The sequence below is a fragment of the Maribacter algicola genome (assembly GCF_003933245.1).
Taxonomy (GTDB): domain Bacteria; phylum Bacteroidota; class Bacteroidia; order Flavobacteriales; family Flavobacteriaceae; genus Maribacter; species Maribacter algicola.
Window position 1 is genome coordinate 972848 of the sequence record NZ_QUSX01000001.1, and the last position, 16410, is coordinate 989257.

Here is a 16410-nt window from a genome sequence, read left to right on the forward strand (position 1 = left end):
GTTAACATTACGTTCACGTTTTAGAGCATTTAATTTAATCATCAACCTAACAACATAGAATATGGAAAAATCAAGTCATTTGACCATTTTAAAAAGAGCGTGCCTACTGATAGTATTCTGCTATCTGACCTGCACAAACTTTTCAAATGCACAAAATGGGCCCACGATAACTGGAACCGTTGTGGACAGCCAAAACTCACCCTTGCCAGGAGCTTCGATTGTGGAAAAAGGCACATCCAACGGGGTTTCTGCTGATTTTGATGGAAACTTTTCAATCGAACTATTAAGTGCCAACGCAACCTTGGTCGTTTCCTTTATCGGGTATGACCCTAAGGAAATCAGTGTTGACGGAAGATCAAATCTTGTCATTTCCCTCATAGAAAACACTTCCGCGTTGGACGAAGTAGTTGTTGTAGGTTATGGTAGCCAAAAACGTTCCGATGTTACCGGTGCCGTTGCCAGCGCCAACCTTGAGGCATTCGAGGAAGCCCCCAATACCAATATAGCACAGAGCCTACAGGGTACCGTACCGGGTCTAAATGTGGGCCAAGTAAACACGGCAGGTGGAACCCCAGAGATTACGATAAGGGGTCAAGTATCCTTAAACGGCAGCCAAAGTGTGCTTATAGTTTTGGATGGTATCCAATACAATGGATCATTGTCTTCAATTAACCCAAATGACATAGAATCCATAGATGTGTTAAAGGATGTTAGTTCTACCGCAATTTATGGGGCGCAAGCAGCCAATGGTGTGATTTTAATAACTTCGAAAGGTGGCAAGAGAAACCAAAAACCAAAAGTTTCCATTAGCTCCTCCTATGCAACCCTACAACCGTCCCAAAATATTAGGCCGCTTAGAAGGGAGGCTTATATCGATCATCTGAACATGCAGTTATATGACTTGCGATTCCTAGCTCCGGACTATCTAACTCCAAATCCCGATTACGTAGGATACTTTGAACCCGGGCAAGGTATCAATGCCAATTTTGAGTTACAGTCAGATACCAATCCTGGACAGTTCAATGACAATGATTATGATTGGTGGGGAGAGGGTACCCAAACTGGATTTGTAAGGCAAAACGAAATAAGCGTGGCAGGTGCATCAGAATCTACCAGTTATTTGGTTTCCCTTGGTCTTACGGAACAAGAAGGTATTATTAGAAATGACGATTTTTCAAGAAGAAGTTTGAGGGTCAATCTGGAAAGTAACATTACAGATGGTTGGAAAATAGGCGTACAATCCTTTGGATCGTTTGTTAAACAAGATGGTGACGAACCGTTTTTATCACAGTTGGCAGGATTTTCACCGCTGTTGGTTCCTTTTGACGATGAGGGCAAACTAATACCCAATCCCGCAGGCACTATAGAACCTAATCCTTTTTTGGGCCTAGATACGCAAGACTATGAGCGTCATGATTATTTCTTCGCCAATTTATATACAGAAGTGGACCTTCCTTTTATAAAAGGTTTGTCTTATCGTCTCAATTTTGGTAACAATTACAGAATAGATAAGTTTTATGGGTCTAGTATTTATGAAGCGGGACAAACAGGGCTTGCTAGCAAGGATGTACGGTTTTACAGGGATTATACTTTGGACAATCTGTTAAATTACAATAGGATTTTTGGAAAGCATGACGTTTCGGCCACCTTACTCTACGGAGCCATCGAGCGACAAGAGGAGACCACTGTGGCAACGGCCACCGGTTTTGACCGATTGCTGTTGGGCTACAATGATTTAGCTGTAGGAGCCATACCCACGATAGAATCAAGTGCATATACGGAAACATTGAACTATCAAATGCTCAGGGCAAATTACAAATATGACAACAAATATATTTTAACCGGTACCATTAGACGGGATGGGTTTTCAGGCTTTGCAGCGAATGAAAAGACTGCCTACTTCCCTTCAGGTGCCCTAGGGTGGATTGTATCCAATGAATCTTTTTTAAGGGATTCTGAATGGATAAACAACTTGAAATTCAGGGCCAGTTATGGTATTAGTGGAAACCAAACCCCAAGGTTTACCTCTCTTGCACGATTGGGAACCAGGGCCGCCTATGTTTTTGGTGACGGTTCAGGTCCTGCCTTTGGTCAAGAACTTACGTCTCTGGCCAATCCTAACCTACGATGGGAAAAAACCGCAGGTCTCAACCTAGGTTTGGACTTCTCACTTTTTACCAATAGGTTGCGAGGAAACTTGGATGTGTATCAAAACACTACGGACGATTTATTATTCTCGGTAAGGATTCCATTCCTTACAGGCTTTAGCAATATCCAAACAAACGTTGGAAAAATACAAAACACGGGGATGGAAGTTTCGCTCTCTGGCGATATAGTACGAAACGATAGTTTCACTTGGACGGCCACCGCAAACTTCTCGACCAATAAAAATGAAATTCTTGAACTAACCGGAGAGGATGCTGATGGGGATGGTGTTGAGGATGATTTAATCCAAAGTAATCTTTTCATAGGGGAATCCATAAATGCAATATATGATTACGAAGTAGATGGTATTTACCAAGTAGGAGATGATATTCCAGAGGGTTATGCTATTGGAAATTACAGGGTGGTAGACCAAAACGGTGACGGAGTTATTACGCAAGCGGATGACCGTAAAATAATAGGGACCAGGGATCCTTCTTATGCAGTGTCTTTGTTGAACACATTCACCTATAAGAACTTGTCCTTTAGTTTTTTCCTGAATTCAATACAAGGAAATGGAGGCAACTATATCTCACGAAATGACAATGCGCTCTATAGAAATGCCAATACTTTATATCAAAATGTACTTACCGGCATTGATTACTGGTCACCAGACAATCCAGATGGATTGAACGCCATGGCGCCAAGCAGACCCGGAATTTCTGGAACACGCTATGAAAATAGAAGTTTCGTTCGCCTACAGGATATTAATCTTAGATATAACTTCAATAGGGATATTCTTGAAAGGATAGGTTTAACAGATTTAAGTGTATTTGTTAGTGGAAAGAACCTGTTTACATGGACAGATTGGACCGGGTGGGACCCTGAATTTCAGGATACCTCAGACCCGGACAATAGAATCTTTGGTGTTGGCCTTACTACAAATGGCAGACCTGTATTAAAAGGATACTCACTAGGTATAAACTTATCATTCTAATTCAATAAACAATGAAAAAAATAATAATATTTCTAGCTATAATTCCCTTCATCTGGGGATGTGACGAAGATTTCTTGGAAGAAAGACCAGAAGACTTTTTGAGCTCTACCAACGCTTTTACGACATACGCCGACTTCACCGCGTCCGTAAACAACTTATACTATTTAGTAAGAAGACAGTTTTATAATAGGGACGAAAATAGACCTTTCGATTTTGTATATGGTACCGATCTGGTCTTTGACGGGGAACCCGGGGGTACCCAAAGGCATGGGAATATGGTACAAGCCTACGATCCTGCCGGTGACATTGCAACGACCCATTGGAATTTGCTCTACAAAACAATTTCCGAGGCAAATACAATAATTGAACGCGCCCCATTATCAGAAATGACAGAAGAAGAAACCATTGATATTGTGTCACAGGCCAGGTTCTTCAGAGGTTTTGCTTACAATGTTCTCGCAACCTTATATGGAGGCGTACCTATTGTGATAGAAGAAATAAAAGAACCAAAGATTGATTTTGTTAGAGCCAGTAAAAATGAAGTCCTACAACAAGTGATAGAGGACTTGTCCTATGCAGCACAGAACTTGCCCTCCATAACCGAAGCACAGGACGGCCGCATCAATAATCTGGTAGCCAATCATTATTTGGCGGAGGCCTATCTCTCCATGGGTATGAACAGTGAAGCTATTGCCACTGCCACTGTTGTCATTAACGATCCAAATACCGGTTTAATGACATCCCGTTTTGGATCACGCTCCACCGAAGAACCTGGAGATGTTTTTTGGGACCTGTTTAGAAGAGGCAATCAAAATCGTGCAAACGGTAATACAGAGGCACTTTGGGTTATTCAATTTGAACTAGATGTACAGGGAGGTGGCATCCAGTCCGGTAGTAGGGGCGGTTCATATGCTGCTGAAAGACATTTTGCACCCTTGCTACGCTTTGCCCCCTTCAACTCTTGGCCAGTAGGTGATTACACTGGAGGAAGGGGAATTGGATGGGGAATTACCACAGAGTTCTACACGAATACGGTTTGGGGCAACGACGCCTCCAATCCAGATTTCGTAAATGACATTAGAAATGCCAACCATAACTTTATACGGATATTCAACAGGGATAATTCCTCTGCCTTGGCAATAATAGCAGATGAAATAGGAAGAGATTCGGTTTGGTCCACAGAAACGCAACCAAGGATTAGGGAATTTTATGCGTATCCAACCAAAGTAACCACACCATATAACCATCCAGAAGGTCTTTTAAGACCTAGTAGCGTACCGTTTGCCCTTACCTCGGCAGCAGGTGCCACCTACACAGACCAATATATGTTAAGACTGGCTGAAACTTACTTGTTACGAGCAGAGGCTTATTTGGCAAATAATCAGCCGCAATTGGCGGCAGATGACATTAATGTGGTACGTAGCAGGGCAAATGCATCTGCCGTGGACCCAGGAGATGTAACGTTGGATTACATTTTGGATGAACGTGTGCGTGAATTGGGTCTAGAAGAAAAGAGAAGGCTTACTTTAATGAGAACCAATACCATATATGATAGGGTTATGCGTTATAATCCATTTTATGTTGATAACGGCATGCAGGAACATTTTAATCTATGGCCGATTCCTGCCAACGAAATAGAGGGTAACCGTGGCGCAGTTCTAGAACAAAACCCTGGTTACAATTAAAAAAGATATTTACCAAAAAGTTAGTTGTTAGTTTTATTTTTAGTCAATGGAAAGTAGATCCTACTATTTTCTGAGATTAATTGAGTTGTTAGTTTAGTTTGCAATAACTATCGTTGTCCTAATCGAATATATTTATGAGGAATTGTCTTTTAATTTTGATTTTGTTGCCATTTCTGGCTTGTACTTCTAAAAAAAAGGAGGTCACTTTCTCAATTGAAAAGGACAGCGGTAGTTTAATTGATAAACCTATCTCGGTAAGTATTGGCAATTTGGACATTTCACAATATGTTCTATTAAACAATGGGCAATCTGTTCCATTTGATTGGGACAAGGATGCAAAAGTTATATGGTTTGTCCGGAGCCCTTCACATTCTAGGGAATATACATTTAGTATGTTTGGTGAGGAAGCTTCAAAAGTAAATAGATTATCCGCACAAAAAGACAACGGAACCTTGACCCTATCTATAGGAAAAGAACCCAGAGTAGGTTACAAATATGGAATGCATTATCCTCCAAACGGAGTAGATTCCATCTTTAAAAAATCTGGTTTTATTCATCCACTAATTACCCCTTCTGGCGATACGCTCACCAGAATAAACCCCCCAGACCATTGGCATCATTATGGTATTTGGGGACCCTGGACCCATACCAGAATCGATACCGTTAGGGTAGACTTTTGGAATATTGGAGACGGAAACGGCACAGTTCTGCACAAGGAGTTTAAAGATGAATCAAATGGACAAGTAACTTCAAGTTTTACCGCAGTTCAAGAACACATAGACCTTAAGACAGAAAATAGTCCGCAAATTGCCTTGGAGGAAGAACTTGAAGTCAAGATTTGGAATCTCAATAACGCACCACGCTATATTATGGATTATACTTCTACCTTTTCAAGTCCCTTGAAAAATGGTATATTATTCGAGGCCTATAGATATGGTGGCGGAATTGGAATGCGATTTACGGAACGTTGGAAAAAAGATAACTGTAAGGTGCTGACCTCCGAAGGTAATGACCGACTTACTGCCGACGGCACAAATGCCAAATGGGCCATAGTAAGTGGTGAGGCAAGTGACGGGAAAGGAACCAACGGCATACTATTTCTAAGCCATTCAGAAAATAGGATGCACCCAGAACCTATGCGGGTTTGGCCAATCGATGGTAACGGTGGCCGTGGAGACATGTTTTTCGAATTTTGTCCAATTAGACATGAGCCTTGGCAAATTAAACCCAATGAAGCATATCAATTAAAATATAGAATGGTAATCTTTGAGGGGGAACTTTCCCCGGAAGAGGCCGAAGCTTATTGGAACGACTTCGTTGATCCTACAAAAATAGAATTAGAGGTAAATTAAAATTAACTACCAATGCAAAGAAGAAATTTTATTAAAAAATCATCCTTGAGCGCTGCAGGGGTTGTAGCTTTTCCAACGATTGTGCCTTCAACGGTATTTGGGAAAGATGCTCCAAGCAACAAAATCAATATTGGTCAAATAGGCTGTGGGCGTATAGCGCGCGGACATGATATTCCAGATACTATTAAGTATGAAGATGCGCGTTTTATTGCCGTTTGTGATTTGGACTCCAAACGTCTTGGAGATGCAAAAACATTGGTAGACGATTATTACAGGAAAAAAACGGGTAAATCCAAGTACATGGATACCAAGACCTATGGCGACTATAGAGAGATGCTTTTGGATAAGGATTTAGATGCCGTAGTAATTAGCACGCCAGACCATTGGCATTCCCAACCAGCCATGGAAGCTGCCATCGCAGGTAAGGACATCTATCTTCAAAAACCCACCTCTTTAACCGTAAAGGAAGGACAACAGCTGCAAAAAGCTGTGCTTGAAAACAATGTCATATTGCAAGTGGGCACACAACAAAGAGCGATGCCACAATTTAGAGTCGCAGCAGAATTGGTAAGAAATGGTAGAATAGGTAAAGTACACACGGTAAAAATTGGCTTGCCTGGAGACCCTGCAGGTCCAGAGGCACCAGAAATGCAAATACCAAGTAATCTTAATTTTGATATGTGGTTGGGCTCCACTCCCGAAGTTCCCTACACTGAAATTGGGGTTCATCCGCAAAACGATTATAGTAGACCAGGTTGGTTAAGACATCGAAATTATGGAGCTGGCATGATTACTGGCTGGGGACAGCATCATTATGATTCCGCCGCTTGGGGTATGAACACCGAACTTACCGGACCGGTATCGGTTGAAGCATTGGCAGAATTTCCAAAATCCGGATTATGGAACGTACATGGTGATTTCTTTGTAAAACATGAATATGAGAATGGCATTACCGTTTATACCAGTGGCGGTTATACCAATGGAGTTCAATATATAGGAGAGGATGGTTGGATTTTTGTTTCACGGGGAGATTATACAGCTTCCGCTTCAGATCCAGTGGATAAAGAAAAGAGTTCAAAAGCATTGAATGCCTCAGACCCTAAAATACTGGAGTCCGTCATTGGTCCCAATGAGATACATCTGGAAAAAATAGATGACCAACATGGCAACTGGTTGGAGTGTATAAAAACCAGAAAACAACCTATATCTCCAATAGAAAAAGGGCATAAGGCCTGTACTATCTGTTTGATCAGTGATATTGCAATGCAATTTTCGCGCAAACTAAAATGGGATCCGATCAACGAATGGTTCATAGATGATCCAGAGGCAAACGCCATGTTGCAAAGGGCTCAACGCAAACCTTATGGAACAGATTATGTAAAAATGGGATAGCATTCAAAATGGTTTCACCTAGAAGTCCCTTTTATGCTTACCTCCTATTTAATAACCTACTAGGCCCCATTATAAAGGTGGGGAAGAATTTACATTTACTTTGAAATTAAAGCACATGAAGAAATTCATACTATTGGCTACTATCCTTTTAATTTTTGGTTTTACGGTTTCATGTGATCAAAAAAAAAGGGAAGAGAAGGACACAAAAAAACAACTTGTTAAGCTAATGACCCTTGATCCGGGTCATTTTCACGCGGCTTTGGTCCAAAAAACGATGTATCCCCAAGTTGATTCGACCATTTATGTATTTGCCCCAAATGGTCCAGAAGTCAAGGATTTTCTCAGTAAGATTGAACAGTACAACACTAGAGATGAAAATCCTACCAACTGGGAGGTAAAAACCTATCTTGGAGAGGATTATCTAACAAAAATGCTTTCAGATAAACCTGGTAATGTAATGGTAGTAGCCGGAAAGAATTCCAAAAAAATAGACTATATATTGGACGCTGTAAATGCTGGGCTAAACGTTTATGCCGATAAACCTTTGGTTATAACACCAGAAGGCTATGAAAAACTGAAAGAAGCCTTTGAGGTTGCCCAAAATAAAGGGTTGTTCATTTACGATATCATGACAGAACGCTTTGAATCAACCACCATGATGCAAAAGCAACTTTCACTTTCGCCCGAAATATTTGGGGAATTGGTGGAAGGAACACTGGAAGACCCTGCCATAAGCAAAGAAAGCGTACATCACTTTTTCAAATATGTTTCCGGAAATCCCTTGGTGCGACCACCTTGGTTCTTCGACGTATCAGAAGAAGGCGAGGGAATCGTGGATGTCACGACACATTTGGTAGATTTGATACAATGGGAGGCTTTTCCAGAACAAATTATCGATACGGCCCAGATACGTATGATATCGGCCCGCAGGTGGCCCACCTTGGTATCGCAGGAAGAATTTACAGCGGTTACCGGATATTCTGTATTTCCTGATTATCTGGAAAAGGATGTGGTAAACGATACCTTACAAGTATATTGCAACGGTGAAATGACCTATAAAATCAACGATATCCATGCCAAGGTTTCCGTCGTATGGAATTATAGGGCCCCAGAAGGTACCGGAGACACCCATTACAGCATTATGCGGGGCACCAAAAGCGATTTGATCATCAAACAAGGGGAAACAGAGGGGTACAGGCCCGTTTTGTACATACGGACTCATTCTGGACCAGAAATGGAGGGAAACTTAATCAAGGCCATGGACCAAGAGGTAGCATCCCTATTTCCGGGCACTACCCTTACCGCCATGGAAGAGGGCCTATGGAAAGTGAACATTCCAGAACAGTTTAAGGTTGGCCACGAGGCCCACTTTGCACAGGTAACGGAGAACTATCTTAAATACTTGGAGTCTGGGAAAATGCCAACTTGGGAGGTGCCCAATATGATCACTAAATATTATACTACCATAGAAGCATACAAAATGGCAAAGGCAAATTAATGAACGAACAATTCTCTTTATTGAATAGAACGTATGCCCTCTCTGGTGGAACCGGCATACTTGGAGGGTCAATTGCTGAGTACTTGGTAAATCAAGGGGCCAAAGTCATCCTACTAGGAAGAGCTCTGGAGAAATTGGAATCAAAACAAAAAGTATTGAACCAAATAGCTGCAAACAGTACAACTATCTTCAAGGTGGATGTACTAAGTGAAACCGAGCTGTTTAGATTAAAGGAGATTATTTCTACTTCTTATGATACATTGGACGGTTTAATTAACTTGGCCGGAGGAAACATCCCTGGCGCTACCCTGCGGCCCGATCAGACCATTCATGATATTGCAATGTCAGATACTCAAAAAGTAGTGGACATTAATCTTTTTGGAACCGTACTGCCTTCTATTGTTTTGAGTGGTATTATGGTAAAACAAGGTAAAGGTTCCATAATAAATATATCATCTATGGCTGCCAAACAAAGTATTTCAAGGGTATTGGGCTATTCAATGGCCAAGGCAGGTGTTGATATTTTCACAAAATGGATGGCGCAAGAACTTGCTACAAAACACGGGGATAAAATAAGGGTCAACGCCATCGCGCCGGGATTTTTTATAGGTAACCAAAATAGGAAATTGCTGATCAATGAAGATGGGTCCCTTACGGAAAGAGGACAGCTCATTATCAACAACACTCCTATGAAACGTTTTGGCGATGTAATGGAATTAAATGGCATGGTCCATTACCTTTTAAGCGATGCATCCTCATTCGTAACAGGGAGCATTTTTGATTTGGACGGCGGTTTTAACTCATTTTCTGGAGTATAAAAGATTTGCCGATGAAAGTTCTTGACCAACGACCCTTACAAAAGCATTTCTATTATGGTATCTTGCTTTTGAAATGACCATAAAACTGTATATTGTATGCTTCGTTTGAAAACACGGGATAACTTATCTTTTTTTAATTAAAGAATGAAAAATCTAAAGAAAACATTTAGGTGGTTTGGACCCGATTTTGGAGTATCGTTAGCGGATATAAGGCAATTGGGCGTACAAGGAATAGTTGCGGCCTGCCAGGAAGTACCGTTGGGAGAGATATGGCCCAAAGACACCATTGGGGCACTTAAAGCTCAAATAGAAAACCATGGTATGGAATGGTCCGTTGTTGAAAGTGTGAATGTGCATACGGCCATCAAGTACGGACTCAAGGAAAGGGACCTGTATATATCCAATTATATAGAAACCTTGAAAAATTTGGCGTCCCATGGTATCTATAACGTTTGCTACAATTTTATGCAGCTCATCGACTGGACCCGCACCGATTTAGATTATATATTGCCAACAGGAGCATCGGCCCTTCGATATAGTCCAATTTCGGCAGCGGCATTTGACCTTTTTATTTTGGAACGCGAAGGAGCCCAAGAGTCGTACTCCAAAGAGGAATATTTAGAGGCCAAGGCCTATTATGAAACCTTGTCCGATTCCGGAAAAAAGAACTTAAAAGCAGCCATTCTGGCTGGTATGCCAGGATCCAGAAAAGAAATAGATTTAACCGAATTTAAAAAGAACCACACCACCGTACTTGGTATAAAAAAGGAATCACTTCAGGAAAACCTGTCCTATTTTCTAAACGCGGTGATTTCAGAGGCTGAAAAGTTGGGCGTACGCATGGCCATACATCCAGACGACCCTCCATTTTCCGTTTTTGGGGTCCCCAGAATCGTTTCCAATTATGACGATATTAAGTTTTTGTTGGAATGTTGTCCTTCCCCCAGCAACGGGCTAACTTTTTGTTCAGGTTCTTTGGGTGCATCGGAAAACAATGACTTGGTGAAGATTATCGAGGATTTTGGGGATAAGATTCATTTTATACATCTTCGCAATGTATCCCGAAACCAAGATGGCAGTTTTTACGAGGCCGATCATCTAAGTGGTTCCGTACCTATGGAAAAGGTCATGAAGGCCATCGTACAACAGCAACAAAAACGGCACACGGAACAAAATGGCGTGGTGGACATACCCATGAGACCAGATCATGGACATGTTTTGCTGGATGACAAAAAACGGCAACAGGAGTTTTACTCAGGTTACTCCCTCATTGGTAGGGCCATGGGACTTGCCCAACTTTCCGGGTTGGAAATGGGTGTACGGGAAAGCTTGGTCGTCTAAAAAACTTAATATTGATTCGTAAAATTCACAATATCGCCTTGAAAGGAATACGCACAAAAATTTTGTGGGTATGTACTTTGCTTTTGTTGCAATCCTGTGCTCTGGAAAATAACACCAAGGTGCTTTATTTTGCCCATTCCCTTCCTGTTACACATCCCGTACACAGGGCCATTATGGACATGAAAGAATCCTTGGCGCAAAAATCAGGTGGGCATCTACAAATAAAGGTCTTTCCAGATGGACAACTTGGAACAGAGCGTGAAGTTTTGGAGCTCTTACAAATTGGGAGTATTTCCATGACAAAGGTAAGCGCAGCTTCCCTTTCCAACTTCGCCCCGGACTATCAGTTAACCAGTATTCCCTATTTATTTAGAGACAGCGAACATCTGTTCAAGGTACTGGAAGGTGAAATTGGGAAGGAACTATTAATGAGCAGTTCGGAATTTTTACTACGTGGCCTATGTTTCTATGATGCCGGGTCCCGAAGCTTTTATGCAAAGAACCAACAAATAGAAAGCCCAGCGGATTTAGAGGGGATGAAAATCAGGACCATGAACGACCAAATGTCCGTTGATATGGTAAACACCCTTGGCGGTTCCGCAACCCCCATGGCCTATGGCGAACTCTATACCGCCCTACAGCAAAACGTGGTTGATGGAGCGGAAAACAACATTCCATCCTTTGTTACCAGCAACCATTACGAGGTCTGTAAATTCTATTCGTTCGATGAGCATACCATGGTTCCGGATGTGGTAGTAATAGGTACGCGTTTTTGGGACACCTTGGATAACAAGGAAAAAGTTTGGCTACAGGAAGCAGCCAATGAAAGTGTGGAAAATCAAAAAAAATATTGGAAGGAAACAGTAGCAGAAAATATGAAGGTCCTAAAAGAGGCCAATGTTGAATTCCTGTATCCGGACAAATCAGAATTTTCAAAAATTGCCGCCCCGATTATGGAGAAAATGATGGAAGACGAAAAGATGAAAGCTCTAATCGAAAAAATACGGTCAGAATAATGCATAAATTATATACTCTGCTCAACAAAATAATCGAGGCCCTTTTGGTGATCATTTTCGGTTTACTCGTCATAGACGTAGTTTGGCAAGTGGTATCCCGTTATGTCGTAGGCCAATCAAGTTCCTTTACGGAGGAATTCGCACGCTTTTCATTGATTTGGCTCACAGTACTTGGAGCTGCCTATATCAACGGGCAGCAAGAAGGTCACCTTTCCATGGATTTTTTACTATTAAAATTGCCGGAGACCAAACGAAAAAGTAGACAAAAAGTAATCCAAATAGCAATGGCCATTTTTGCATTGGTGGTTATGGTCATTGGCGGTGGCAATTTGGTCTATACCACGCTTCGATTGGGCCAAACCTCCTCTGCCCTGCATCTACCACTGGGTTACGTATATAGTATTGTGCCCTTATGTGGTCTTATTATTATGTTCTTTTCATGGTACAACGTTAAACAACTAAATAGTAAGTAAATGAGTATAGAGCTTATAAGTGTTTTGGTCCTTTTTTTAAGTTTTGCCATTTTATTGCTCTACGGGGTACCCGTAGCCTACTCCATAGGAATTTCCACTACTCTGGTACTTGTTATCAATATGGCCTTTAACCCTTCTGTAACCACGGTGGCCCAGCGTATGACCACCGGTATCGATAATTTCGCCCTGCTCGCTATCCCATTTTTCATTCTGGCTGGTGAACTCATGAACCGTGGAGGGGTGGCCAATAGGCTTATTGCTTTGGCCAAATCCCTAATAGGCAGTCTTCCTGGAGGACTGGCATATGTAAACATCATTTCCGCCATGTTGTTCGGGGCCATTTCAGGGTCGGCCATAGCTGCGGCCTCGGCCATTGGTAGTACCCTAACGGACAAAATGGAAAAAGAAGGATATCCCAGGCAATTTAGTGCTGCCGTAAACATTAGTTCATCCACTACGGGCCTATTGATACCTCCCAGTAACGTACTCATCATTTTTGCCTTGGCAAGTGGGGGAACGGCCTCCGTGGCCGCCCTTTTTGTGGCAGGTTATATTCCTGGTATTTTGGTGGGCCTTGCACTTATGGTCATGGTCTTTTTTTATGCTAAAAAGAAGAAGTTACCCAAGGCCGATAGGGTTGGCTTTAAACAACTTTTTATTGATTTTAAGGAAGCCTTTCTCAGCCTTACGCTTTTGGTTATTGTGGTTGGAGGAATCGTTGCCGGTATTTTTACAGCGACTGAGGCTGCGGCAATTGCCGTTGTTTATGCCGCTTTTTTAGGTTTCCTCAACAAGGAACTGCATATTAGGGATTTTAGGGGCATTTTGTTGAAAAGTGCCAAAACTACGGCCATCGTCATGTTCTTGATTGCCACTTCCATGGCCATGTCCTGGGTATTTTCCTTTGAGGGCATACCCCAATTGCTTACAGGAATCATGGTCGATTCCGTAAGTAACCCCATATTGATTTTCTTGCTCATCAACTTAATACTACTTATTGTAGGAACTTTTATGGATATGACCCCAGCGGTTCTCATTTTTACCCCTATTTTCCTTCCCGTTGCCATAGCACTAGGGATGCATCCCGTTCAGTTCGGTATGGTAATCGTATTGAATTTGTGTATTGGCGTTTGTACCCCTCCGGTGGGTACTTTACTTTTTGTGGGCAGTGGCGTGGCCCAAGTGCCTGTTGGCAAGGTTATTAAACCCCTATTACCCCTTTTATTGGCCATGGTTTTTGTACTATTTTTAATTACGTATTTTTCAGGAATATCATTGTGGTTACCCCAATTTTTTGGGTTGATAGATTAGAAATGATACTACAATGATTTCCCCAAACAATTTTTTATTCATGAAGTTTGTATTTGTTCCCATAACTATTGCCTTTGTTTTTCTTTGCTCTTGTAAACCTTCTTATGAAGAAACCGAAATACCTTTGGATACCTATACCTTGGAAGAAGGTTTTACTTTAAAGGTCTTGGCATCGGAACCACTCCTCAAGGCTCCCGTGGCCATGGATTTTGACGATAAGGGCAGAATGTGGGTAGCACAGATGCCCGGTTACATGAACGATATGCAGGGCTCCGCCGAAAACGATCCCGTGGGAAGTATTCGTATTATCGAAGATTTAGATCATGACGGTATTGCAGACCATGCAAAAATTTTCTTGGACAGCCTGGTCATGCCTAGGGCATTGGCCCATGTCTATGGCGGTTTGCTCTATGCGGAACCTCCTTATTTATGGTTCGTGGAAATCAAAGACGACAAACCCGCGAATCCAGTCTTGGTGGACTCTCTTTATGCCGTAGAAGGTAACCCGGAGCATCAGCCCAATGGACTACTTCTTAATGTGGACAATTGGATCTATAATGCCAAGTCCAATTTTAGATATCGGAGAAAAAACGGTGTATGGGAAAAGGAACCAACAACCTTTAGGGGGCAGTGGGGAATTTCAAAGGATAATTTTGGACGACTCTATTATAATGACAATTCAAGAATTTTACTAGGTGACTACGTTCTTCCCAATTCTTTGATAAGCAATAAATATTCTGTGCCCAGTTCCAGCGTAGACAATCTTATTACCAGTGACCAACGCGTATATCCCCTTCATGCAACTTCAGTCAATAGAGGATATGCCAAGGGCGTATTGAATCAGGATAGCATATTGATCAATGCCACAGCAGCCTGCAGTCCACTTGTGTATAGAGGGGGTACTTTCAGTGATTCGTACGACCAAAATGTTTTTGTTTGCTTGCCCGAAGGTAACTTGATAAAAAGAACAATCTTGAATTTCCAGGGCGATTCCATCACGGCAAGGCACGCGTGGAAGGATAAGGAGTTTTTGGCATCGACGGATGAAGGTTTTCGGCCAGTGTCCATCAAAAACGCCCCTGATGGCAGCATATATATTGTGGATATGCATAGGGGAATGATAGGCCATCATGCCTACCTCAGTCCTTATTTGAAGAAAAAAACCAGCAAAACTAGGTTGGATACTATAACGGATTTTGGTAGAATCCTAAGGGTAAAGCGAGAAGGTACCCCTAATCTTCCGCTTCCAGATTTTAAAACAACGAATGGCAAGGAACTTATTTCTTTGCTTTCCAGCGATATTGGATGGATTCGAGATAGGGCACAACACCATCTTATCCATAGGAAAACAGATGAACTCATTAGTGAAGTTAAGAACTACCTATTAAACAGTGCACATAGTTGGGGACCATTACATGCTTTGTATGTTCTTGAAGATTGGAACGAGCTTTCTTTTGAATTTCTAACCGAGGTAATAAAGAAAGGGCATCAAAATAGTATGGCCCATGCCTTGGTTCTAAGCAAGATGTATGTATCTGAAGAAAATAAGGATTTAGCTAAAGATATCTTGGATTACGTACTTGAAAAGGACGACATTACCTTGGATATTTATTTAAGCAGTATTCTAGGCGATTGGATCAAGTTGGATTCCACCAAATTTACAGAATCACTTTTGACCGTTTTAAATAGACATCCGGAAAATCCAATCGTTCTGGAAGCATTGGTCAGTGGTTTGGATGGTATAGAAAGTGGGTTTATTGATAATCTGGACCTTGGGGAAAAAGAATTCTTTGCCTTTAAAGAAAGTATCCAAAACGCTATAGCCAATGAGAATAACAACAAATTAAACCCCATATTTTCAGTAAAATCCTTAAATGAGGACAATAGAACAAGCGGTGCAAAGCTATTTTCCCAAATCTGTGCTTCTTGCCATGGAATAAATGGTCAGGGAATAGAAGGCTTGGCCCCGCCCTTGATCAATTCTGAACACGTTGATAGAACGGAGCGCTTGGCACTTATTATGCTTCATGGACTTGAGGGGCCCATTCATGTGAACGGGCAGGAATACGATTTAAATTTGGCCATGCCCGGACTCATAAGAAATGAGGAAATAAGCGATAAGGACATTGCAGATTTAATAGCCTATGTTACCAACGCATTTTCACCAACTCCCAGGACACTTAAGGAGAAGCGTATTAATGAGCTGAGAAATATAAAATCCTCCTCTGGTACGGAGTTCACTGAGGACGAATTGTTACAATTTGATGTGGAGAAAAAGTAGCCGTATCAAAATCAATAATATTTTATAAAAAATTACCTGGGCTTTTTCTGGTACTTCGTAGACCAAGATAGACTATTGGGTATATTCCTAGATTATAATAGGTT

At 41.6% G+C, this 16410-nt stretch carries 11 protein-coding genes; all 11 read left to right on the forward strand.

Features of this window, described 5'->3' with window-relative positions:
• The first annotated feature begins 61 nt into the window (after positions 1-61).
• The 11 genes from DZC72_RS04085 to DZC72_RS04135 all read left to right on the forward strand — a co-directional run bounded on the left by DZC72_RS04085 (position 62) and on the right by DZC72_RS04135 (position 16306).
• A complete protein-coding gene (locus tag DZC72_RS04085; protein WP_125221602.1) occupies positions 62-3139 on the forward strand; it encodes a SusC/RagA family TonB-linked outer membrane protein in 3078 nt (1025 codons plus the stop codon).
• Positions 3140-3150: 11 nt separating this feature from the next.
• On the forward strand, positions 3151-4824 hold the full coding sequence (locus DZC72_RS04090) for a RagB/SusD family nutrient uptake outer membrane protein (protein WP_125221603.1): 1674 nt from the start codon (positions 3151-3153) through the stop codon (positions 4822-4824).
• Positions 4825-4958: 134 nt separating this feature from the next.
• Positions 4959-6176 carry a DUF6807 domain-containing protein gene (locus DZC72_RS04095; RefSeq protein ID WP_125221604.1) on the forward strand — a complete coding sequence of 406 codons (1218 nt, stop codon included), beginning with the start codon at positions 4959-4961 and terminating at the stop codon, positions 6174-6176.
• A 12-nt stretch (positions 6177-6188) separates the two neighbouring features.
• Entirely contained in the window at positions 6189-7568 is a 1380-nt protein-coding gene (locus DZC72_RS04100) for a Gfo/Idh/MocA family protein (protein ID WP_125221605.1), read from the forward strand.
• A gap of 115 nt (positions 7569-7683) precedes the next feature.
• On the forward strand, positions 7684-9066 hold the full coding sequence (locus tag DZC72_RS04105) for a putative oxidoreductase C-terminal domain-containing protein (protein WP_125221606.1): 1383 nt from the start codon (positions 7684-7686) through the stop codon (positions 9064-9066).
• Positions 9066-9884 carry an SDR family oxidoreductase gene (locus DZC72_RS04110; RefSeq protein ID WP_125221607.1) on the forward strand — a complete coding sequence of 273 codons (819 nt, stop codon included), beginning with the start codon at positions 9066-9068 and terminating at the stop codon, positions 9882-9884. Before DZC72_RS04105 ends, DZC72_RS04110 begins: the two co-directional genes overlap by 1 nt.
• A 144-nt stretch (positions 9885-10028) precedes the next feature.
• Entirely contained in the window at positions 10029-11225 is a 1197-nt protein-coding gene (gene uxuA / locus DZC72_RS04115; protein WP_125221608.1) for a mannonate dehydratase, read from the forward strand.
• A gap of 11 nt (positions 11226-11236) precedes the next feature.
• Positions 11237-12241, forward strand: a complete 1005-nt coding sequence (locus tag DZC72_RS04120) for a TRAP transporter substrate-binding protein (protein ID WP_243641639.1) — start codon at positions 11237-11239, stop codon at positions 12239-12241.
• The gene (locus tag DZC72_RS04125) at positions 12241-12714 is read left to right on the forward strand and encodes a TRAP transporter small permease (protein ID WP_125221610.1); all 474 of its coding nucleotides are present in this window, start codon (positions 12241-12243) and stop codon (positions 12712-12714) included. The genes DZC72_RS04120 and DZC72_RS04125 overlap by 1 nt, the downstream gene beginning before the upstream one ends.
• Positions 12715-14025: a TRAP transporter large permease gene (locus DZC72_RS04130; RefSeq protein WP_207891708.1), complete on the forward strand. Its 1311-nt coding sequence runs from the start codon at positions 12715-12717 to the stop codon at positions 14023-14025.
• Positions 14026-14065: 40 nt separating this feature from the next.
• Entirely contained in the window at positions 14066-16306 is a 2241-nt protein-coding gene (locus DZC72_RS04135) for a DUF7133 domain-containing protein (RefSeq protein WP_125221611.1), read from the forward strand.
• Positions 16307-16410 lie beyond the last annotated feature (104 nt).